At 70.0% G+C, this 21,232-nt stretch carries 22 protein-coding genes and 2 tRNA genes; 22 read left to right on the forward strand and 2 right to left on the reverse strand.

Features of this window, described 5'->3' with window-relative positions:
- Positions 1 to 46 precede the first annotated feature (46 nt).
- From QE416_RS09975 to QE416_RS10015, 9 genes are all read left to right on the forward strand, one after another.
- Complete coding sequence (locus tag QE416_RS09975) at positions 47 to 1,216, forward strand: RtcB family protein (protein WP_307315784.1); 1,170 nt, start codon at positions 47 to 49, stop codon at positions 1,214 to 1,216.
- Between the two features lie 158 nt (positions 1,217 to 1,374).
- Positions 1,375 to 1,680: a hypothetical protein gene (locus tag QE416_RS09980; RefSeq protein ID WP_307315786.1), complete on the forward strand. Its 306-nt coding sequence runs from the start codon at positions 1,375 to 1,377 to the stop codon at positions 1,678 to 1,680.
- 100 nt (positions 1,681 to 1,780) lie between these two features.
- On the forward strand, positions 1,781 to 2,230 hold the full coding sequence (locus QE416_RS09985) for a hypothetical protein (protein WP_307315788.1): 450 nt from the start codon (positions 1,781 to 1,783) through the stop codon (positions 2,228 to 2,230).
- Positions 2,231 to 2,312: 82 nt separating this feature from the next.
- A complete protein-coding gene (locus QE416_RS09990; RefSeq protein ID WP_156371637.1) occupies positions 2,313 to 2,486 on the forward strand; it encodes a hypothetical protein in 174 nt (57 codons plus the stop codon).
- A gap of 91 nt (positions 2,487 to 2,577) precedes the next feature.
- Positions 2,578 to 2,653, forward strand: a tRNA-Arg gene (locus QE416_RS09995).
- A 212-nt stretch (positions 2,654 to 2,865) separates the two neighbouring features.
- Positions 2,866 to 3,048, forward strand: coding sequence for a hypothetical protein (locus QE416_RS10000; RefSeq protein ID WP_307315791.1), 183 nt, complete (start codon positions 2,866 to 2,868; stop codon positions 3,046 to 3,048).
- Between the two features lie 25 nt (positions 3,049 to 3,073).
- Positions 3,074 to 3,448, forward strand: coding sequence for a hypothetical protein (locus QE416_RS10005; protein ID WP_307315793.1), 375 nt, complete (start codon positions 3,074 to 3,076; stop codon positions 3,446 to 3,448).
- A 432-nt stretch (positions 3,449 to 3,880) separates the two neighbouring features.
- Positions 3,881 to 4,678 carry a hypothetical protein gene (locus tag QE416_RS10010; RefSeq protein WP_307315795.1) on the forward strand — a complete coding sequence of 266 codons (798 nt, stop codon included), beginning with the start codon at positions 3,881 to 3,883 and terminating at the stop codon, positions 4,676 to 4,678.
- Between the two features lie 185 nt (positions 4,679 to 4,863).
- Positions 4,864 to 4,929, forward strand: a tRNA-OTHER gene (locus QE416_RS10015).
- 50 nt (positions 4,930 to 4,979) lie between these two features.
- Here the strand turns inward: QE416_RS10015 and QE416_RS10020 are convergent.
- Entirely contained in the window at positions 4,980 to 5,177 is a 198-nt protein-coding gene (locus tag QE416_RS10020; RefSeq protein ID WP_307315797.1) for a DUF2188 domain-containing protein, read from the reverse strand.
- Positions 5,178 to 5,296: 119 nt separating this feature from the next.
- Between QE416_RS10020 and QE416_RS10025 the strand changes: the two genes are divergently transcribed.
- The 13 genes from QE416_RS10025 to QE416_RS10085 all read left to right on the forward strand — a co-directional run bounded on the left by QE416_RS10025 (position 5,297) and on the right by QE416_RS10085 (position 19,641).
- A complete protein-coding gene (locus QE416_RS10025) occupies positions 5,297 to 5,551 on the forward strand; it encodes a DUF6458 family protein (protein WP_210071987.1) in 255 nt (84 codons plus the stop codon).
- A 31-nt stretch (positions 5,552 to 5,582) separates the two neighbouring features.
- Complete coding sequence (locus tag QE416_RS10030; protein ID WP_307315800.1) at positions 5,583 to 6,737, forward strand: serine/threonine-protein kinase; 1,155 nt, start codon at positions 5,583 to 5,585, stop codon at positions 6,735 to 6,737.
- Positions 6,734 to 7,207: a hypothetical protein gene (locus QE416_RS10035; RefSeq protein WP_307315803.1), complete on the forward strand. Its 474-nt coding sequence runs from the start codon at positions 6,734 to 6,736 to the stop codon at positions 7,205 to 7,207. The genes QE416_RS10030 and QE416_RS10035 overlap by 4 nt, the downstream gene beginning before the upstream one ends.
- A gap of 54 nt (positions 7,208 to 7,261) precedes the next feature.
- Positions 7,262 to 8,065: a transglutaminase family protein gene (locus QE416_RS10040; protein ID WP_267786518.1), complete on the forward strand. Its 804-nt coding sequence runs from the start codon at positions 7,262 to 7,264 to the stop codon at positions 8,063 to 8,065.
- 39 nt (positions 8,066 to 8,104) lie between these two features.
- On the forward strand, positions 8,105 to 9,769 hold the full coding sequence (locus tag QE416_RS10045; protein WP_307315806.1) for an arginine--tRNA ligase: 1,665 nt from the start codon (positions 8,105 to 8,107) through the stop codon (positions 9,767 to 9,769).
- Positions 9,770 to 9,772: 3 nt separating this feature from the next.
- Positions 9,773 to 10,543 (forward strand): DUF2993 domain-containing protein, encoded by a 771-nt coding sequence (locus tag QE416_RS10050; RefSeq protein WP_267786520.1) that lies wholly within the window; start codon positions 9,773 to 9,775, stop codon positions 10,541 to 10,543.
- A 232-nt stretch (positions 10,544 to 10,775) separates the two neighbouring features.
- Positions 10,776 to 12,224, forward strand: coding sequence for a diaminopimelate decarboxylase (gene lysA, locus QE416_RS10055; RefSeq protein ID WP_267786521.1), 1,449 nt, complete (start codon positions 10,776 to 10,778; stop codon positions 12,222 to 12,224).
- On the forward strand, positions 12,221 to 13,576 hold the full coding sequence (locus QE416_RS10060; protein WP_210071980.1) for a homoserine dehydrogenase: 1,356 nt from the start codon (positions 12,221 to 12,223) through the stop codon (positions 13,574 to 13,576). Before lysA ends, QE416_RS10060 begins: the two co-directional genes overlap by 4 nt.
- 1 nt (position 13,577) lies before the next feature.
- Positions 13,578 to 14,660 carry a threonine synthase gene (gene thrC / locus QE416_RS10065; RefSeq protein WP_267786523.1) on the forward strand — a complete coding sequence of 361 codons (1,083 nt, stop codon included), beginning with the start codon at positions 13,578 to 13,580 and terminating at the stop codon, positions 14,658 to 14,660.
- Positions 14,657 to 15,589 (forward strand): homoserine kinase, encoded by a 933-nt coding sequence (gene thrB / locus QE416_RS10070; protein WP_267786524.1) that lies wholly within the window; start codon positions 14,657 to 14,659, stop codon positions 15,587 to 15,589. The genes thrC and thrB overlap by 4 nt, the downstream gene beginning before the upstream one ends.
- A 153-nt stretch (positions 15,590 to 15,742) precedes the next feature.
- Entirely contained in the window at positions 15,743 to 17,929 is a 2,187-nt protein-coding gene (rho, locus tag QE416_RS10075; protein WP_307315809.1) for a transcription termination factor Rho, read from the forward strand.
- Positions 17,930 to 17,961: 32 nt separating this feature from the next.
- Positions 17,962 to 19,038: a peptide chain release factor 1 gene (prfA, locus tag QE416_RS10080; RefSeq protein WP_267789382.1), complete on the forward strand. Its 1,077-nt coding sequence runs from the start codon at positions 17,962 to 17,964 to the stop codon at positions 19,036 to 19,038.
- A gap of 9 nt (positions 19,039 to 19,047) precedes the next feature.
- Positions 19,048 to 19,641 (forward strand): GrpB family protein, encoded by a 594-nt coding sequence (locus QE416_RS10085; protein WP_307315812.1) that lies wholly within the window; start codon positions 19,048 to 19,050, stop codon positions 19,639 to 19,641.
- A gap of 97 nt (positions 19,642 to 19,738) precedes the next feature.
- Here the strand turns inward: QE416_RS10085 and QE416_RS10090 are convergent, their stop codons facing one another.
- Positions 19,739 to 21,139 carry an amidase gene (locus QE416_RS10090; protein ID WP_307315814.1) on the reverse strand — a complete coding sequence of 467 codons (1,401 nt, stop codon included), beginning with the start codon at positions 21,137 to 21,139 and terminating at the stop codon, positions 19,739 to 19,741.
- Positions 21,140 to 21,232: the final 93 nt, after the last annotated feature.

A 21,232-nucleotide genomic window follows, 5' to 3' on the forward strand; every position in this document is an offset into this window, starting at 1 on the left:
GGCTCGACTCCCCGCGCTTCGGCGCACCACACGAAGGAAAGGATCCATGCACAAGCTCACCGAACGGCTGGTGTCGTGGGCGAGCCTCATCGATGACAAGACCATCGAGCAGGCCCGTACCTCGTCCCGGATGCCGTTCATCCACCCCCATCTGGCCCTCATGCCGGACGCCCACCTGGGTCTGGGCGCGACGGTCGGATCGGTCATCCCGACGCTCGGCGCCATCATGCCCGCGGCCGTCGGCGTCGACATCGGCTGCGGCATGATTGCCGTGAAGACGCAGTTCCACGCCTCCGCCTTCGACGGATTGGACCTCGCGGAGCTGCGGCAGCAGATCGAGCGTGCCATCCCGCTCTCGGCCGGTCGTGACAACCGCAAGATCGTCGCGACCGCCGAGCCGCGGGTGGCCGAGCTCGAGGAGCTCGCCGACGAGGCCGGGTTCGACCCCGCGTCGTACGCCGGCCACTGGCGGCACCAGCTCGGCTCGCTGGGCAGCGGCAACCACTTCATCGAGATCTCGCTGGACGAGAACGACGACGTGTGGATGTTCCTGCACTCCGGCTCGCGCGGCGTCGGCAACCGCATCGCGCAACACCACATCAAGGTGGCGCAGCGGCTCGCGAAGCAGTGGTGGATCGAGCTTCCGCATCCCGACCTGGCCTACCTCGTCGAGGGCACGCCGGAGTTCACCCGGTACATCAGTGAGCTCCGGTGGGCGCAGCATTTCGCCCTGCTCAACCGCGAAGAGATGATGGACCGCGTCGCGAACCAGCTCGGGCGATTCCTCGACGCCCCCGTCGAAGAGCGCGAGCGGATCAACTGCCATCACAACTTCACCGAGTCCGAAAGGCACTTCGGCAAGCAGGTGTGGGTGTCGCGCAAGGGCGCGATCATGGCCGACGCCGGTCGTCCGGGCCTCATCCCGGGGTCGATGGGCACGGCCTCGTACGTCGTCGAGGGTCGGGGCAACCCCGTCGCGCTCAACTCGTCGCCGCACGGCGCGGGTCGCGAATACTCGCGGTCGGCCGCCCGCAAGACCTTCACGCGCGAACAGCTGCGCGAAGCGATGGTGGGGATCGAGTACCGAGACGCCGACGCGTTCATCGATGAGATCCCGCAGGCCTACAAGCCGATCGACCGGGTCATGGCCGATGCCGCCGACCTCGTCACGGTGCGGCACACGCTGCGCCAGATCGTCAATGTGAAGGGCGACTGAGACGGATGCCATGGCTGCCACGCCGCAGCCATGGCATCCGCCGTTCGGCCGGGGCGGAATACATCGCTCGGGGGATGCGCGGACGGACATCGTTTCGCGACGATGGGGAGGAGCTCGCGAAGCCGCGCGGGCGGACACTTCCCCCGGAGTGAAGATTCATGAGCCCTGATCGTGCCCAGACCATCGACCATCATCCCGACCCCTCCGACCGGAGTGAACGCCAGAGCACGTGCATCCGCCTCGCTCAGGCCCGCCTGGCGGCTTTCGTGGAGAGCACGGCAGACGACGTCGACGAGACCTCGGACGCGGCCGTGACCGCGCTTCGCTCCGCGGTGTCGTCGGGTGCCGACCTCGACCGCATCTCCGCCGAGCTCGAGGTGAGCACCGGTGCGATTCAGGCGATCGTCGACGGCTCGGTGCCGCTGCGCAGTCTGCATCCCGACGACCGGCTCCGGCGGGACTGAGGCCGGGCTCCCGGGCCATGTCCCTGGGTTCGCTGCGCGGCGGACCCTGTTCGCGTCTGCGGGGTTACGCTCGGGGCAGGACGACGGCGGAGGCGGCGAGATGGGCGAGCGCAGGTTCGAATGGGGCGGTCTCAGCGCCGACCGCGGTGACTACGTGACCGCGGCCGAAGCACTGGCCATGCTCGAGGTGCTCGTCATCGCCCAGGCCGACCTCGACGTCACGACCGAGCTGCGTGACGGCGCCGCCTGGGCGCGGTTCTCGCGCGGAAAGCGCTGGGCCGTCGTGTCGACGCCCGGCTCGCGGTGGTTCTCGGTGGAGACCGACACGGGCCACCGCCTGCAGATCGTCGACGCCAACACCTCCAAAGACCAGAGCGCTCAGCTGCTCGCCGTCCACGTCGACGTCGCCGAGGCGTACGTCCGCGGCGAGGCCGAGCCGGTGCGAAGCGGAGGACTCGGCGGTTCGGTGATCGCGGTCGACGTGAACGGTCGACAGGTGCTGCTGACGCAGTCCGTCGGGCGTCGCGTGCGCGGTCTGTTCGGTCGCTAGGCCCGGCGGACGCTTCGGTCAAGCCGGTGTTCCCCGTCGGCGCTCTTGACAGGGTGGAAAGGTACGCGACGAAGGGAATCCCATGAGCGACCCGCAGAACTCCGCACCGGCCGACGATGCCGCCGACCTCGGCGACGACCCCACGGTCAAGCCGAGCCAGGAGAACGACGTCGACGAGGAAGCCAAGGCTCCCTCCAAGGACGACCCGAATGCCGACCACCAGGCGACGGGCATCGGAGTCATCGGCGACGAGTGATCCGGATGCCGCGGGGCGGGCGTCGCGACAAGCCGACGGCCGCTCCGCGGGTCAGGCTCGACCGCTCCACGGTGCTAATCTTGACCGGTCCGCCTCCGTAGCTCAGGGGATAGAGCGTTGGTTTCCGGTACCAAAGGTCGCTGGTTCGATTCCAGTCGGGGGCACCATACAAGAGAAGGGATCGCGGGTCGTCAAGACCCGTGGTCCCTTTCTGCCATGGCAACGAGGTGGCAACATTCGCTAAGCGGCGGGCCTGATCGAGTGCAGCCAGGATGCGGTGTGCCGGTTCCGGCGGAGCATCATGTCCAGCGGGGCCTTGCATCTCGCTGGCGGGGGAGCTGTCACCGTTGCTCCCAGCACGTGGGCGACGTCGGCCCCTATGCCCCATGAGTCGCGTATCGCCGCGCAGCCCGTCGCCGCGCCCAGTGTGCAGCCCGTTACCGTCTACGGGGCTCACATCACCGGGACGCTCACCATCGGTATGGACGGTCTCGCGTGGCGCATCATGCTCGCGAAGTACGAGTCGAGCGTCGCGCTTTCCGGCGGCGAGTCGTCACGATGATGTCGGCTGGGCGAGGATGATGCGCATGCCTGAGCCGTACGAGATCAGCTCCCTCGCCGACAGCGCCATCGGCGACCTGACACGCATTCTCAAGACGGGCACCACTGAGCAGGTCGTGGCGTGGGCTGAGAAGTACTCGTGGAACGACCGGCGCCGGGATACGGGCGTGCTCACCGCCCTCGCCCAGACGGCCGCGGATATGCCGGTCGTGACCTCGGTTCCGCAGGCTTCCGAGGAATGGACACTCTGCAGGCAGCTGATGGCGACCTACCGGAATGACGACCGGGCCACCTTTGAGGCGCTCGTGCGGTCGTGGGTGAAATGGCCGCCGACAGCGCGCACTGAGGTGCTCCTGCTCCTCATCAGATACATCGTCGAGAACCAACCGCCCAAGAGGTGATCCGTATAGCTAGATGCGATTACCGCGAGGGTCACTAGGCTCGCCCTTGGGCCAGTGGTCGCCGCAATTGAGGCAGCCGCGATCGCCCGTACGTGACCCGAGGTAGTACTCGTCGTCGACAAGGTTGTGTTCGCAGTAGGGCTCCCCTTTTGCGCGCCAGGTCTGCTCGATCTCGGTCAACTCGCTCATCTGGACCATGTGCCGATGTTCTCAGATCAGGCCACGTTCTCGACACCCGTCCACTCGTGAGAGGTACTCAGCGCGCCGCTGCCGCTGGTACGGGGTCTGCTGGTCTGGCTGGTCGGTGATGTCGACCCCGTCTCGGTGCGGGCGCTCCCACGGCGGGTTCGGCGCCGGCACGCAGGTACGTCAGCTCGCGATCGACGTCGACACGACACGACCGGGGGCGGCGTTCGCTCGGGGGTCCACCCCGTGACCGTATTCAGTACCTGCGACATTGATCAGTCACCGCGCGTCCGAAGGGTCACGACGCAGCGATGCAATGATGAGCCGGTGAGTCGATTCCATCCGTCGCTTTCCGACCAGCAGGCTTTCGCTCTGCTTTTCGAGTCCAATTCGACGCGCAATCTGCTGCGGAATACCGTCGACGCCATCCGGCGTCTTCGAGAGCCGTCCCTAGACGGTGACGCGATTTTCACGCTCGGTAGTATCGGCGTCGAGAAGGCGCTCAAGATCATGCTGGGCTGCGCTTTTCTGGAAGACCGTGGGACATGGCCCACCAAAAACGAACTGCGGGGATGGGGCCACAACATTGAGCGACTCCTGACGTTGCTGACAGAGCGCGTCAGGACGGGCCTCGCGGACACAACCGCTCGAGGCTACAGTCAGGGCTTGCACGATCGCATGCAGTCACCGGACATCCTGCCGGCTCTCATGGCTACCTTCTCGCGATACGGGAGAAGCGGGCGCTTTCACTACCTCGACGTCCTCGCAACCGATCTTCCGAGCGAATACGACGCACCCAACCACCTTTGGGACGACGTCGAACGGCAGACCGTCGATACACGGCCCCACTTGAGGAGGCTGCCCAAGGAATCCATGGAGGACTTTGGCAGCTACCTCAGCGCCGTGAGCTCGGCAATCGCGGATGAGCTAGAGGTTTGGTGGTTTTGCTTACACCGCCTTGGAGTCCAGGGCTGCTTCGGCGCCGCCGGCAAGAACATTGGATGGGACATCTGGCCCCCTGGACGGCCCAGCCCTCAGTTATGATCCAAGCGGTCGCCAACCCCCGCAAACATCCTCACCAACGAGACGACCCGCTGTCCCTCCCCTGACGCCCCGATGGCGACGTTGGGTGGCAACACCGTGGCAACAGAAGTCGTCAGCGAGCATCATTGTGCATCGTCGCCGTGACCGAAAAACCGCCTGTTCATCGTGCTTTCGAGGAACGCGACGCCCCCTAGTGGCTCGGACGGGGTTTCCGGTACCAAAGGTCGCTGGTTCGATTCCAGTCGGGGGCACATCGAGAAGGCCGCGATCGTCACGATCGCGGCCTTCGGTCTTGCCGGGGTCAGCCCTCGTCGGTGACGGACCCGGTGCGCTCGGCGTCTTCGACGATGTGCCGCGAACCGAGCTCGTCCGCGACGGTGCTTCCCTGGTCCACGGCTTCCTCGCGGCTGGAGAAGCTCGCCGAGAGCTCGGGCCGGCCCTCGACCGCGTTCTCCCACTGGCCTCGGTTCGATCGGGTGGTCACGTCGTTCTGGCTCATGGCATCCATGTCACACCCGGGTCGGGGGCACCGCCCCCGTCTTGACAGGCGTTGTCAAGACCGTCACGGGGTTCCGCAGGATGCTGCGATGCTGAGGAGACCTTCGAAAGGGGTCTGTCATGAGTGTTGGAGCTGGTATCGCGCTTTTCGTCGTCGGTGCCATCCTCGCCTTCGCGGTCAACCTCCCCAACGACTTCGTCGATCTCACCACGATCGGCTACATCATGATGGGCGCGGGCGTCATCGTCTTCCTCATCGGGGTCGTGATGCTGGTTCGTCGTCGCCAAACCGATACGGTCACCCGTACCGAAGGAGCGGGGGCAGCGCAGGTCACGCGCTCGAGCACGCGCTCCTCGAACGACGACCTCGTCTGAGCCCCGCGGGGTCGATCCCCGGAGAGCTGATATGACCGAACCCACCCCCACCGTCGCATACGACCCTGCCGTCGACGACCTGTTCGACGGGCGCTATCGCCTCGGGCGCGTCCTCGGCCAGGGCGGTTACGCGCGTGTCTACGAAGCCGTCGACACCGCTCTCGAACGCACCCTCGCCCTCAAGGTGATCGACGGCGACGGCGCCGACCCCTCCGACGTCGCCCGCGTGCGCTCCGAGATCCGGCTGCTCGCGTCCCTGTCGCACCCCTCCCTGGTCACGCTGTACGACGCCAAGCTCGACGCGAAGCCGGCCTACCTGGCCATGGAACTCATCGCCGGCCCGACCCTCACCGACCGCATAGCGCGCGGACCGCTTCCGGGGCCCGATGTCGCCCGCATCGGTCGCGAGATCGCCGAGGCGTTCGCCGTCATCCACGGTCGCGGCATCGTCCACCGCGACGTGAAGCCCTCGAACATCCTCATCCGACCCGCCGCCCACGCCGGCGAGAGCCCGCGCGCGACCCTCGCCGACTTCGGTATCGCCTCGCTCGTCGGGGCGACACGCGTCACCCGAGCCGACACGGTCATCGGCACCGCGGCGTACCTCAGCCCCGAGCAAGCGCGGGGGATGCCCGCCGGCCCCGCGAGCGACGTCTACGCGCTCGGACTCGTCCTGCTCGAGGCGCTGACCGGCTCCCGCCCCTTCGGGTCCCGCACCCCGCACGAGGCCCTCGCCGCCCGTCTCGTCGCGGCTCCCGAGATCCCCGCGCAGATCCCGCCTGCGTGGCGTGGAGTTCTCGAGCGGATGACCGCGATCGAGCCGAACGAGAGACCGGATGCCACGGGCCTCATCTCCGAGCTCGGCACCCTCCCTGGGGTGACGGTGCCCGTATCGGCACCGGCGAAGCCGGCTTTGCCTCCGTCGACGGCCGCCCTTGCCGGCAGCACCGGCCCCACGCGCGTCTTCGAGCCGTCCGCGAACCCGACTCGGCGCCGGGCCGACAGAAAGCCCTCGCCTCGCGCGCTCGTCATCGGCGCCGTCGTTGCGGTTCTCCTGGCCGTCGGAGGCGTCGGCATCGCCGCAGCTGTCGGTTCCGGGGGCGGGGCCGACGAGCCCGCTCTGCCGTCGCTTCCCCAGCCCCTCGACCAGCACATGGACGACCTCTGGAAGCAGGTGGGTCCGTGATCCGCCGCGCCGCCCCCGCCGCGGGCCTCCTCCTCGCCGCGGCCATCGTCCTCACGGCGTGCACCCCGCCGGCTGCGACCCCCACGGCCTGGCAGCGGAACGTGCAGACCGTGGCCGATCAGGCCTCCGGTGGCGACTACGCCTCGGCTCTCGCGAGCCTGGATGCTCTCGAGGCCGACGTGGTCGCCCGCCGTGACGCCGGCGAGATCTCCGCGGACGAAGCCGACGGCATCCTGAGCCGGATCGCCACCGTCCGAGCCGACCTGACCTCTCTCGTGCCGACGCCGACGCCGACGCCCACAACGGATCCCGCGCCCACACAGTCGTCGGACACGGTCGTCGACGACGGTGGTGATGAGCCCGCCCAGCCGGCTCCGGACGACCAGAGTCCCGGCGGAAAAGACGACAAGGGACCGGGCAACGGCAATGGCAATGGCAACGGCAAGGGCCCCGGCAAGAAAGACGGCTGAGCCGCTTCGCCCGGGTCGCGCCGAGGGGGTCGGAACGCGTGCGAGGATTGCCCGGTGCCGCGCCGCGTGACCGCAGAACTCGACCTCGATCTCGGGGCCTCCGTCGACCTCATCTTCCAGATCACCGCCGCGCAGGGAGCACCCCTGGCGAGCGAGAATCTGACATTCGCACAGGGAGACCGTCTCTACGCACCGACCGAGCTCGTCGAACCGTCCGGCAGTCGACTCCATCGGCTCACCGCCGACCAGGGGCCCCTCTCGGTGCGCTACGAAGCGCTCGTCTCGGGTGCGGCCCAGAGTCCCCGCACGAGCGATCTCGAGACCATCGGCTATCTGCGGCCAAGCCGCTACTGCCAGTCCGACGAGGTGTTCGCCCAGGCGCGGCGTCAGTTCCGCGGTCTGTCGGGGCGCGAGCTCCTGGCCGCGGTGTCGGACTTCGTGGCATCCACCGTCACGTACACGCCCGGGCTCAGCATGGGCACCGACAGTGCCGTGACGACCCTCTCGACCGGTCAGGGCGTGTGCCGCGATTACGCGCACGTCGTGATCGCCCTCCTGCGCGCGATGGACATGCCCGCCCGGTACGCGGCGTGCTTCGCCCCCGGGCTCGACCCGATGGACTTCCACGCCGTCGCCGAGGCGTACCTCGACGGGCACTGGTACGTCGTCGACGCCACGCGCCTCGCCGATCGTCGCTCGCTCGTGCGGATCGCCACGGGACGCGACGCGGCCGACTGCGCCTTCCTCAGCTTCCACGGCGGATACGTGGGGCTCGAGCGGATGCGCGTGGATGCCGTGCTCGAAGACGCCCCCGCCGCGGAGCCCGACGATCACGAGACCCTGGTGCGGATCGCCTGACGCGGCCTCCCAGGCGTCGCGCCCTAGACTTGACGGGTTATGGATCCCGCAGCCCTCTCCGCCGCCCTGCTCGCTGTCATCGCCCCGCTCGCCGAGGCGCGACGAGACGGTTCCTCGGCCGGGATCACGGCCGCCGACCTGCCGCTCGAGCGGCCCAAGAACCGCGATCACGGTGACTGGGCGTCCAACGCCGCGCTGAAGCTCTCGAAGGTCATCGGGGCCAACCCCCGTGAGTTCGCGGCAGAGATCGCCGCCGGCCTCGAATCCGTCGACGGCATCGCGAGCGTCGAGGTCGCCGGCCCAGGATTCATCAACATCCGGCTGGACGCCGCGGCCGCCGGTGCGCTGGCCCGCACGATCGTCGAGCAGGGCGCCGCGTTCGGCTCGAACGACAGCCAGAGCGGCAACACGATCAATCTCGAGTTCGTCAGCGCCAATCCGACCGGTCCCTTGCACATCGGCCACACCCGCTGGGCAGCCCTGGGCGACGCGATCGCCCGTGTGCTCCTCGCGAGCGGGGCAACCCTCGTGCGCGAGTTCTACATCAACGACGCCGGTGCCCAGATGGAGCGATTCGGCCGCTCGGTGGTCGCCGCCATCGCCGGCGAGCCGACACCCGAAGACGGCTACGGCGGCGCCTACATCGCCGCTCTCGCCGAGCGCGTGCAGGCCGCCCGCACCGACATCCTCGAGCTCGACCGCGCCGAGCAGGTCTCGGTCGCCACCGAGCTCGCCTACGGCTTTCAGCTCGGCGAGATCCAGGCCTCGCTCGCGCGCTTCAACGTGCACTTCGACGTCTGGTTCTCGGAGCGCGACCTGCACGCCCGCATCGAGGGCCAGCCGAGCCTCGTCGACGAGGCTGTCGACCGCCTGCGCGAGCAGGGCCACGTTTTCGACGAGGACGACGCCGTGTGGGTGCGCACGACCGACTTCGGCGACGACAAGAACCGCGTCATCCGTCGCTCGAACGGCGAGTACACCTACTTCGCCGCCGACGCCGCCTACTACCTCAACAAGGGCGACCGCGGGTTCGCTCACAAGATCTACCTGCTCGGCGCCGACCACCATGGCTACGTGCACCGCCTCAAGGCGCTCGCCGGAGCCGCGGGCGACAACCCCGAGAAGGACATCGAGGTGCTCATCGGGCAGCTCGTCTCGATCAACGGGGCACGCCTGTCCAAGCGGGCGGGCAACATCGTCGAGCTCGACGACCTGCAGGCGTGGCTCGGAACCGACGCCCTGCGCTACTCGCTCGCGCGTTACCCGGCCGACTCGCCGCTGACGCTCGACCCCGAGATCCTGCAGAAGCGCACGAACGACAACCCGGTCTTCTACGTGCAGTACGCCCACGCGCGCACGCACAATGTCGCGCGCAACGCCGCGGACTCCGGCGTCGACCGCTCAGAGTTCGCCCCCGAGCTGCTCGACCACGAGACCGAGTCGGCGCTCCTGGGCGCACTGCAGGAGTACCCGCGCATCGTCGCGTACGCCGCCGAGGTGCGCGAGCCGCACCGCGTCGCGCGCTACCTCGAGGAGCTCGCCGGGCTGTACCACCGCTGGTACGACAACTGCCGCGTCATCCCGCTCGGCGACGCCCCCGTCGAGTCCGTGCACCGCACGCGCCTGTGGCTGAACGACGCCACCGGCCAGGTGCTGCGAAACGGCCTCGACCTGCTCGGCGTCAGCGCTCCGGAGCGGATGTAGAGCATGACGGATGCCACGGCCCCCCGCCGCCGCACCGTTCGCTGGGTCGCCGTCCTCGTGGTTGTCGTCGTCCTGCTCGCCGGGGCGGTCGTGGCAGCGGAGTTCATCGCCCGCTCGGTCGTGACCAGCACCGTGCGCTCGCTCGTCGTGAAGAACGTCGGCCTGCCCGACGATCAGAATGTCGACGTGTCGGTGTCGGGTCTGGTCCTGCCGCAGCTGCTGGGCGGACGCCTCGACGAGGTCGCCGTGTCGTCGAACGACGTGACCCTCGGTCCCATCACCGGCGACGTCCGCGTCGACCTGCGCGGGGTCCCCGTCTCGGGCGATGCCGCGGCGGACGGCGGGGTGGCCTCGGTGCGACTCGACCAGGATCACCTCAAGACTCTGCTCGCCGAGGTTCCGGACCTCCCGGCGAGTACCGTCACCATGGCCGCCCCCGACGTGAATCTCGAGACCTCGCTCTCGCTCTTCGGCATCGCGATCCCGGTCGGCGTCGGGGTCACCCCCGGTGCCGCCGAAGGCGATCTGACGTTGACCCCGTCGTCGTTCCAGGTGGGCGGCAACGCGATCGATGCCGACACTCTCCGCGGCCAGTTCGGCGGCGTGGCCGATTCCTTGCTCAAGACGACGAGCCTCTGCATCGCCGACCGCCTCCCGCGGGGGCTCACCCTGACCTCGGCCACCGTCCAGGGGCAGGATCTCGTGGCGACGTTCGACGTGGCCGGCGGCATCCTGAACGATCCCGCCCTGCAGAGCGACGGCGCCTGCGGCTGACCGCCCGGCTCGACACGGAGCATCGCCCCGGACGTCCGCGCGTGCGTTCCTCCCGGTCGCGTGCCGCGACGCCCGCGCCCCCTCGGAACCGAGACAGCAGGGGCGGTCGTGGGAAAAGGGCGGCATACGTCGTGCCCTAGACTGCAAGGACTGCCCGCCGCGTGACTCTCCGCGCGGGTGGGAGCCGTGATCCGCGGCCGTCGCGTCGCCGCAAAACCCGATTGGTCCCCCTGTGTCCGCCTCGCTTTCCGCGCTCGTGCCCGCCTGGCTCACCGCCCCGGCCGAAGCGAACGAGCTCGTCTCCTCCGTCTGGCCCGCCTCGGCGCACCGCGTCGCCGACGGCTCCGTCGAGGTCGGCGGGGTCTCGGTCTTCGACCTCCGCGACCGCTTCGGAACGCCGCTCTACGTTCTCGACGAGCACGAGGTGCGTGCTCACGCTCGTCGTGCTCGCTCCGCCTTCGATTCCGCGGCCGCACGCCACGGCATCCGGGCTCGTGTCTACTACGCCGGCAAGGCCTTCCTCTCTGCCGAGGTCGTGCGCTGGGTCGTCGCCGAGGGTCTCTCGGTCGATGTCTGCACCCGCGGGGAGCTCGAGGTCGCCCTCGCCGGGGGCGCCGAGCCCGCGCGCCTGGGCTTTCACGGCAACAACAAGAGCGTGAGCGAGCTCGAGCGCGCCGTCGAGGTCGGCATCGGTTCGGTCGTGGTCGACAGCCCGATCGAGATCGAGCGTCTCGCCGCGATCGCCGCGCGGCGCGGCGCCGTGCAGTCGGTGCTCGTGCGCGTGCGCACGGGCGTGCACGCCGAGACCCACGCGTTCCTGGCCACGGCCCACGAAGACCAGAAGTTCGGCTTCTCGCTCGAGGGGGCGGCCGAGGCCGTCGCCCGCATCCGCGAGCTGTCGAGTCTGCGGTTCGTGGGGCTGCACGCGCACATCGGTTCGCAGATCTTCGACTCCTCCGGTTTCCGGGAGTCGGCCGCGCGTCTGGTCGACCTGCACGCCGATCTGCTGGCCGGGGGAGAGATCCCCCTTCTCAACGTCGGCGGCGGCTTCGGCATCTCCTACACCTCGGTCGACGACCCGAAGCCCATCGAAGAGATCGCCGACGGCATCGTCGACGCCATCGCCGACGAGTGCGCGGTGCGCGGCATCCCGATGCCCGATGTCGCCACCGAACCGGGTCGCGTCATCGTCGGTCAGGCCGGCATCACGCTCTACGAGGTGGGCACGGTCAAGACCGTGACCGCGGGGGAGGACCTCGACCGCACCTACGTCAGCGTCGACGGCGGTATGAGCGACAACGCCCGCCCCGCGCTGTACGGCGCCGATTTCTCGGCGCGCCTCGTCTCGCGCACGAGTTCCGCGACCCCGGCGCTCTCGCGCGTCGTCGGCCGCCACTGCGAGTCCGGGGACATCGTGGTGGATGCCGAGTACCTTCCGGCCGATGTGACCCCGGGCGATCTGCTCGCGGTGCCCGCCACCGGCGCCTACTGCTTCTCTCTCGCGAGCAATTACAACTACACGCCGCGCCCGCCGGTCGTCGCGGTCCGTGACGGTCAGGCTCGCGTGATCGTGCGCGGCGAGAGCATCGACGACCTGCTCTCGCGCGACGCCGCCATCCCGGCATCCGATTCATCCTTCTCACGCGGCACGACCGCATCACCCCACGGAGACACCGAATGACCGACTACCGCACGCTCCGCGTGGCGCTTCTCGGCGCCGGCGCCGTCGGCTCGCAGGTCGCCGACCTGCTGCTCAAGCACGGCGACGAGCTCGCCGATCGCGCGGGCGCCAAGCTCGAACTCGCCGGCATCGCCGTGCGCAACCTCGACGCGAAGCGCGACGTCGACCTCCCGCAGGAGCTCTACACCACCGACGCCGAGACCCTCATCGTGGGCTCCGACATCGTCATCGAGCTGATGGGCGGGATCGAGCCCGCCCGCACCCAGGTGCTGCACGCGATCGCCTCGGGCGCCGACGTCGTCACCGCGAACAAGGCGCTGCTGGCCACGCACGGCTCCGAGGTCTTCGAGGCCGCCGACCAGGTCGGCGCCGAGGTGTACTACGAGGCCGCCGCAGCCGGTGCCATCCCGATCATCCGGCCGCTGCGCGACTCGCTCGCCGGCGACCGCGTCGTGCGCATCATGGGCATCGTCAACGGCACGACGAACTACATCCTCGACCGCATGGACACCGAGGGCGCCGACTTCGCCGACGTCCTCGCCCAGGCACAGGCCCTCGGGTACGCCGAGGCCGACCCCACCGCCGACGTCGAGGGCTACGACGCCGCGCAGAAGGCGGCGATCCTCGCGAGCCTCGCGTTCCACACGACCGTGCCCCTCGACGCCGTCCACCGCGAGGGCATCACCTCGGTCGACGCCGCGATGATCGAGTCGGCGCGTCACGCCGGGTACGTCATCAAGCTTCTCGCGGTGTGCGAGCGCCTGGCCGCCGGTGTCGACGGCACCGAGTCGATCTCGGTGCGCGTGTACCCGGCCCTGGTCGAGCGCACTCATCCCCTCGCGAGCGTGCACGGTGCGAACAACGCCGTCTTCGTGCAGGCCGAGGCCGCGGGCGATCTCATGTTCTACGGTGCCGGCGCCGGTGGCGTGCAGACCGCTTCGGCCGTGCTCGGCGACGTCGTGTCGGCCGCCCGCCGTCATATCGCCGGCGGTGTGGGCGTGGGCGAGTCGACCCGCGCGAACCTCCCGGCCGTGCCGATCGGGCACGTCATCACGCGCTACCAGATCACGCTCGAGGTCGACGATCAGCCGGGCGTCCTCGCGACGGTCGCCGGGATCCTCAGCGAGGGGCGCGTGTCGATCGCAACCGTCGAGCAGACGGTCATCGACTCGTCTCCGGATGCCGCAGACTCGGGCGCTTCGACAGGCTCAGCGACCGGAGCGGGATCCGCCCGCCTGGTCATCGGAACACACAAGGCCCGCGAGCAGGATTTGAGCGAGACCGTCGAGCGTCTCGCCGCGAGCGGCGTCGTCGAGCGCGTGGTCTCCGTGCTGCGTGTGGAAGGGAACTGACATGGCACACCTCTGGGGCGGAGTCCTCCGCGAATACGCCGATCGTCTGGGTGTCACCGACGCCTCCACCGTCGTCACCCTCGGCGAGGGCGGTACGCCGCTGCTGCCGGCACCCGCGCTGTCACGTCGTACGGGCGCCGACGTCTGGGTCAAGTACGAGGGGATGAACCCCACCGGGTCGTTCAAAGACCGCGGCATGACGGTGGCGCTCTCGCGTGCGGTCGAGCACGGCGCCAAGGCCGTCATCTGCGCCTCGACCGGCAACACCTCGGCTTCGGCGGCGGCGTACGCCGCGCACGCCGGCATCACCGCCGCGGTGCTCGTGCCCGAGGGCAAGATCGCCATGGGCAAGCTCAGCCAGGCCGTCGCCCACAACGGCCGGCTCATCCAGATCCGGGGCAACTTCGACGACTGCCTCGAGATCGCGCGCGAGCTCGCCGACCACTACCCGGTGCACCTGGTCAACTCGGTCAACCCCGACCGCATCGAGGGGCAGAAGACGGCGGCCTACGAGGTCGTCGAGGTCCTCGGCGACGCTCCCGACTTCCACTTCATCCCGGTCGGCAACGCCGGCAACTACACCGCGTACTCGCGCGGCTATCGCGAAGAGGCCGCCCGCGGCGTCGCCACCCGCGTGCCGCGCATGTTCGGCTTCCAGGCCGCCGGCTCCGCACCTCTCGTGCGCGGCGAGGTCGTCAGGCAGCCCGAGACCATCGCCAGCGCGATTCGCATCGGAAACCCCGCGTCCTGGGAGCTTGCCCTCGAGGCACGCGACGCCACCGACGGCTACTTCGGCGCGATCGACGACGCCGGCATCCTCGAGGCGCAGAAGATCCTCGCCGGCGAGGTGGGCATCTTCGTCGAGCCGGCCTCCGCGATCAGCGTCGCGGGTCTGCTCGAACGTGCCGAGGCCGGGGTCATCCCGGCCGGCGCCAAGGTCGTCCTCACCGTCACCGGTCACGGCCTGAAGGACCCCCAGTGGGCCCTGCGCCGCGCCGACGGCACGGACGTCTCGCCCACGGTCGTTGACGCCGCCACCTCGGAGGTCGCCTCCGTGCTCGACCTGCAGCCGGTGACCGCGTGAGCCCAGGCCCCGGTCGTCGGGTCGCCGTTCGCGTTCCCGCCACCAGCGCGAACCTCGGGCCCGGCTTCGACACCCTCGGCCTCGCCCTGAGCGTGTACGACGAGCTCGTCGTCGAGCAGCTCGATGCGGACCGCCTCGAGATCGAGGTGGAGGGGGAGGGCGCGATTGACGTCCCCCGCGACGCCTCGCACCTCGTGGTGCGCGCGATGGCGCACACGTACGCCTCGGTCGGTCGTTCCCTTCCGGGACTGCGGCTGACGGCGCACAACGTCATTCCGCACGGGCGCGGCATGGGATCGTCCGGGGCCGCCGTGGTCGCGGGCATCCTGGCCGCGAAGGGTCTGCTCGAGGGAGAGGTCGCCTTCAGCGACGTCGACCTGCTGCGCCTCGCCACCGAGATGGAGGGGCACCCCGACAACGTGGCACCGGGTCTCTTCGGCGGACTCACGATCGCGTGGATGGATGCCGAGGGCCCCCAGCACAAGCAGCTCATCGTGCACCGTGGCGTGTCGCCGCTCGTCTTCGTGCCGAGCTTCACGATGTCGACCGCCGTGGCGCGGAGCCTGCAGCCGCTGCAGGTGCCGCGCGAGGACGCGGTGTTCAACGTCTCGCGCTCGGCCCTTCTGATCGCGGCGATGACGCAGAGCCCCGAACTGCTGATGGCAGCGACCGAAGACAAGCTGCACCAGAACTATCGCGCGCAGGCCATGCCCGAGACCGACCGTCTCGTGCGGGCGCTCCGCGCCGAGGGCTACGCCGCCGTCGTTTCGGGCGCCGGGCCCAGCGTGCTCGTGCTCGCCGACGGCCCGGGGCAGCGACTTGCAGCCGCAGATCTTATGGCATCCGTCGTCGACACCCCGTGGCAGGCCCTCATGCTCGCCGTCGACGTCAAGGGTGGTACAGTGAAAAACGCAGAGGGTTCCGCGTAACTTCGCGAATCTGAGCCTCTGCACCACCTGCGAAATCCGCAACACATCGCGAACCCGGTATCGGCTGCAGTCTCCCGAACCGCTGGTGTCCTTCGTCTGCGTTCTGCATGGCGAAGCGCGATCTGATCACGTTTCATTTTCTGAGGAGCACTCGTGGAGTCCATCTCCGAGACCCAGCCCGTCGACGCGCCCGAGGGCGTCGAGACCGACGAGCAGCCCACCGCTGCCGATCAGGGCACCGACACCGAACAGGCCACCGAGGCCGCTGCGGAGGGCGCTGGCGCCCCCGCTGTCGACGAGCCCGCCGAGGCGGACGCCGCCGCTGCCGACGCGCAGCCCGAGGCGCTGTTCACCGACGACGCGCTCGCCGAGGCGCCTGCCGCCGACGCCGCGCCCGCGGCCGAAGAGGCCCCCGTCGCGGAGGCCCCCGTCGAGGAGGCCGCCCCCGTCGAGAAGCCCGCTCGCGCTCCGCGGAAGCGCGCTCCGCGCCGTGCGAAGAGCGCCACCGCCGAGGAGACGGCCGCCGCTGAGGCCGCCGCCGCCGAAGAGAAGGCTGCCGCGGACGCCGCTGCGGCCGAAGCGCCGGCCGCGGACGAGTCCGCCGACGCCGCCACGCCCGTCACCACGGCGGCCGACGTCGCCGCTGACGCCGAGGCCGCCGCCGAGACCCCCGCCGTCGCCGAGACCCCCGCCGTCGCCGAGACGACCGCCGCCGACGAGGCGAGCGCCACCGAGACCGCGTCCGCTGAGACCGGTTCGACCGACGACGCCGCTGCTTCGGCGACCGACACGGTGTCGGCCGAGGGCGCATCGACCGACGCGTCGGCGCCCGAGAGCGCCGAGCAGGGCGACGAGACACCGGCCCGCGGCCGCGGCCGCAGCCGCTCGCGCAACCGCAACCGCAACAAGGCCGACGCCGACAAGGGCGAGACGCCGGCACAGCCCTCCGCCGACGAGGCCGAGGCGCCCGAGAAGACCCCGCGCGAGAACGCCCAGCGCGAGAACGCCCAGCGCGACAACGCTCAGCGTGAGAACGCTCAGCGTGACAGCGCGCAGAACGGCCAGCAGGCCCAGCAGCAGCAGGGCGGCTCGGCGAACAGCCGCAACCGTCAGCGCAACAAGCGCCGTGGCCAGAGCGTCGCGGGCGACGAGTTCGAGACCGAGATCGGTGAGGACGACGTCCTCGTCCCCATCGCCGGTGTCCTCGACGTGCTCGACAACTACGCCTTCGTCCGCACCACGGGGTACCTGCCCGGCCCGAGCGACGTCTACGTCTCGCTCGGCCAGGTGAAGAAGTACAACCTGCGCAAGGGCGACGCCGTCGTCGGTGCGATCAAGCAGCCCCGCGAGGGCGAGCAGCAGGGGCGCCAGAAGTACAACGCACTCGTGCAGGTCGACTCGATCAACGGTCTGTCGGTTGACGACGCCGCCGCTCGCGTCGAGTTCAACAACCTCACGCCGCTCTACCCCCAGGAGCGCCTGCGCCTGGAGACCGGCCCCGAGAAGCTCACGCAGCGCATCATCGACCTGGTCGCCCCGGTCGGCAAGGGCCAGCGCGGCCTGATCGTCGCCCCGCCCAAGGCCGGTAAGACCATCGTTCTGCAGCAGATCGCCAACGCGATCGCCACGAACAACCCCGAGGTCCACCTCATGGTCGTGCTCGTCGACGAGCGCCCCGAAGAGGTCACCGACATGCAGCGTACGGTGCGCGGCGAGGTCATCGCTTCGACGTTCGACCGCCCGGCCGAAGACCACACCACCGTCGCCGAGCTCGCCATCGAGCGCGCGAAGCGTCTCGTGGAACTCGGCCGCGACGTCGTCGTGCTGCTCGACTCGATCACCCGCCTCGGTCGCGCCTACAACCTCGCCGCTCCCACCTCGGGACGCGTCCTGAGCGGTGGCGTCGACGCCTCGGCGCTGTACCCGCCCAAGCGTTTCTTCGGCGCCGCGCGCAACATCGAGAACGGTGGATCGCTCACCATCCTCGCCACGGCCCTGGTGGAGACCGGCTCCAAGATGGACGACGTCATCTTCGAAGAGTTCAAGGGCACTGGCAACAGCGAGCTGCGCCTGAACCGCCAGCTCGCCGACAAGCGCATCTTCCCGGCCGTCGACGTCAACGCGTCGAGCACCCGCCGTGAAGAGATGCTGCTGTCGAACGACGAGGTCAAGATCACCTGGAAGCTCCGTCGCGCGCTGGCCGGCCTCGAGCCCCAGCAGGCCCTCGAGGTCGTGCTCGGAAAGCTCAAGGAGACCCAGTCGAACGTCGAGTTCCTCGTGCAGATGCAGAAGTCGATCCCGGCGCCCGCGCGCGGCGGTGACGACAACAGCATCCGCTGATCGGGGCGGGAGACGCGATGTCGGAGCCCGCGATGTTCGAGTCGGTCCGCGGACTGCTCGAGGAGCACAAGGCCGTCCAGGAAGAGCTCTCCGACCCGGCCGTGCACGCGGACGCCGCGCGCGCCAAGCGCGTCAACCGGCGTTATGCCGAGTTGTCGCGGATCGTGACGGCGCACGAGGCGTGGGTCTCGGCATCCGATGATCTCGAGGCCGCCCGCGAGCTCGCCCGCGAGGACGAGGCGTTCGCCGACGAGGTGCCGGGTCTCGAGGAGCGGGTCGCCGAGACGCAGGAGCGTCTGCGACGTCTGCTCATCCCGCGCGACCCCGACGACGCCCGCGACGTCATCATGGAGATCAAGGGCGGCGAGGGGGGAGCCGAGAGCGCCCTCTTCGCGGCCGACCTGCTGCGCATGTACCTGCAGTACGCGGCATCCATGGGCTGGAAGACCGAGCTCCTCGAGCGCACGGAGTCCGACCTCGGCGGCTACAAGGACGTGCAGGTCGCGATCAAGGGGTCCTCGAGCGACCCGGCCCAGGGAGTGTGGGCGCACCTGAAGTACGAGGGCGGCGTGCACCGCGTGCAGCGCGTGCCGGCCACCGAGTCGCAGGGGCGCATCCACACTTCCACCACGGGCGTGCTCGTCTTCCCCGAGGTCGACGAGCCCGAAGAGGTCGCGATCGACCCCAACGACCTGAAGATCGACGTCTTCCGCTCGTCGGGCCCCGGTGGTCAGTCCGTCAACACGACCGACTCCGCCGTGCGCATCACCCACGTTCCCACCGGGATCGTCGTGTCGATGCAGAACGAGAAGTCGCAGCTGCAGAACCGCGAGGCCGGCATGCGCGTGCTGCGCGCCCGCCTTCTCGCCAAGCAGCAGGAGGAGCGCGACGCCGTCGCCGCCGATGCGCGCAAGTCGCAGATCCGCGGCATGGATCGCTCCGAGCGCATCCGCACCTACAACTTCCCCGAGAACCGCATCGCCGATCACCGCACCGGGTACAAGGCGTACAACCTCGACCAGGTGATGGACGGCGCCCTCGGCCCGATCATCGAGTCGGCCATCACGGCCGACGAAGAAGCGCGGCTCGCGGCCCTCGCCGACTCCTAAGCTCGGGTGGTGCCCACCGCCGCTCAGATCGTGTCGTTCGACGACACCCCGCCCCCGCCCGGGCTCTCGCCGTGGGTCGGTCCCGCCGAGCAGGTCCGGCAGATCGAGATCGTGGATCCGGATGCCGCGTGGCCCGAGATCTTCGAGGTGCTCCGCTCCCGCATCGTCGGTGCGCTGGGTGACCGCGTCCTCGCGATCGAACACATCGGCTCGACGTCGGTGCCGGGGCTGGCAGCCAAGCCGATCATCGACATCGACCTGACGGTCGCCGATACCGACGACGAGGACGCCTTCGTCCCTGCCCTCGAGGCGCTCGGATTCGTGCTGCGCGTGCGCGAGCCGTGGTGGCTGGGGCACCGCTGCCTGGTCTCGGCGGAGCCGGCCGCCAACCTGCACGTGTGGCCGCCCGACAGTCCCGAGGCGGCGCGGCACCGCATCTTCCGCGACTGGTTGCGCGCAGACGAGGCCGGTCGACAGCGGTATGCCGCGGTCAAACGCGAGGTCGCGGCCGACGGCTTGATGAGTGAGTACAACGCCCGCAAAGAGGGCGTGATCCGCGAGATCTACGTCCGCGCCTTCGCGGCGGCGGGCCTGTTGCCCTGACGGGCGCCATTCCGGGACCGCGACACAGGATCCACGGCCGTGACCCGTCCGCAGAGCGCGGCGCGGGCGGATCTCCTGCGCTGTGCACTGATGGGGGTCAGTCGTCCCAGGCGGGCGGGTGGGGGAGAGGGCCACGGCGCCGCTCGAGCTGCGCGGCGAGCGACAGCAGCGTCGCCTCGCCGCCCGGACGCCCGACGAGCTGGATGGACACGGGGTGGCCGGTGGCGTCCCTGGTCAGCGGCACCGTCAGCGCGGGTAGCCCGGCGACGTTGACGAAGCTCGAATACGGCGCGTACTCCACCTGCATCGCGAACGTCCGCTCGGGGCCATGTCCGGCGTAAGCCCCCACGGGTTGCGGCCGCTGCGCCAGCGCGGGAGTGAGCACCGCGTCGAAAGCGGCGAAGTCGGCGATCGTGCGGCGTTCGAACGCGCGCGCCGAGGCCAGACCGCCGAGCAGGTCCAGCGCGGACAGTCGGCGTCCCTCGCGGACGAGCCACGCCGTCAACGGCTCGACGAGCATCATGTCGTCGTCGCTCAACGGGATCCGCGCTGCGCTCGCTCTCCACAGCACGTGGAACAGCGACGCGTAGCCGAAGGGATGCCAGTCGGCATCCGCCACGGCATGTCCGGCGTCGCTGAGCCAGGCGGCGGCGGTGTCGAAAGCGGTGCGGGCGTCGGCGTCGAGCACGATGTCCTCGTCGTCGTCCCACGGCGACACGGTCGTGATCCCCACGCGCAACGCTCCCGGTGGACGCCGGGCGGCCTCGACGAACGGCCCCGTGCCGGGCGCCGCCGTGGCGTACGTGAACGGCGCGAGGCCGACGAGCGCGTCGAGCAGCAGCCCGGCGTCCTCTGCCGAGCGGGCGATCGGTCCGGTCACCGACAGGCCGTCCGGGGAGTCGAAGCCGGATCCGATCGGTAGCCGCCCCCGCGACGGTTTGAGTCCGACGACACCCACGGTCGCCGAGGGGATGCGGATCGACCCACCGCCATCCGAGCCGACGGCCGCCGGCAAGAGCCCCGCCGCGACGGCGACGGCGGCCCCACCACTGGATCCGCCCGCCCCGGCCGTGAGGCGCCACGGATCCCGCGCCGGCGCGTGGATGAGCGGCTCGGTGAAGCCGGTGAGCCCGAACTCCGACGTGCTCGTCTTTCCCACGTTGACCGCCCCCGCGGCATCCAGTGCTTCGGCAAGGGGATCGGATGCCGTGGGCACGAGGTGCGCGCGGGCTCGTGAGCCGTAGCGGGTGGGGACACCGGCGCGGGCGACGAGGTCCTTGTCGGCGAGCGGCACGCCCCACAGGGGACCGGTCGCGGCCCGATCGAGGGTGGCGGCGCGGCGCAGCGCGGCATCGGGGGTCACCTCGGCGAATGCGCCCAGGTCGGACAACCGGGAGATGCGGTCGAGATAGTGGGCCGTGAGCTCGCGCGGGTCGAGCGTGCCGTCGGCGAGGCCTCCGACCTGCGCGACGAGCGACAGGTCGTGCAGGCGCGTCATGTCTCGAGCCTACGACGGCGTCGAGCAGCGCGTCTCTCACAAACGCCACGGACCGCCGCGACCCACGTCCACGCGCTGCGACGTGCCTCACGA

Origin of the sequence: Microbacterium sp. SORGH_AS_0421 (genome assembly GCF_030818635.1) — a bacterium.
Lineage (GTDB): Bacteria > Actinomycetota > Actinomycetes > Actinomycetales > Microbacteriaceae > Microbacterium.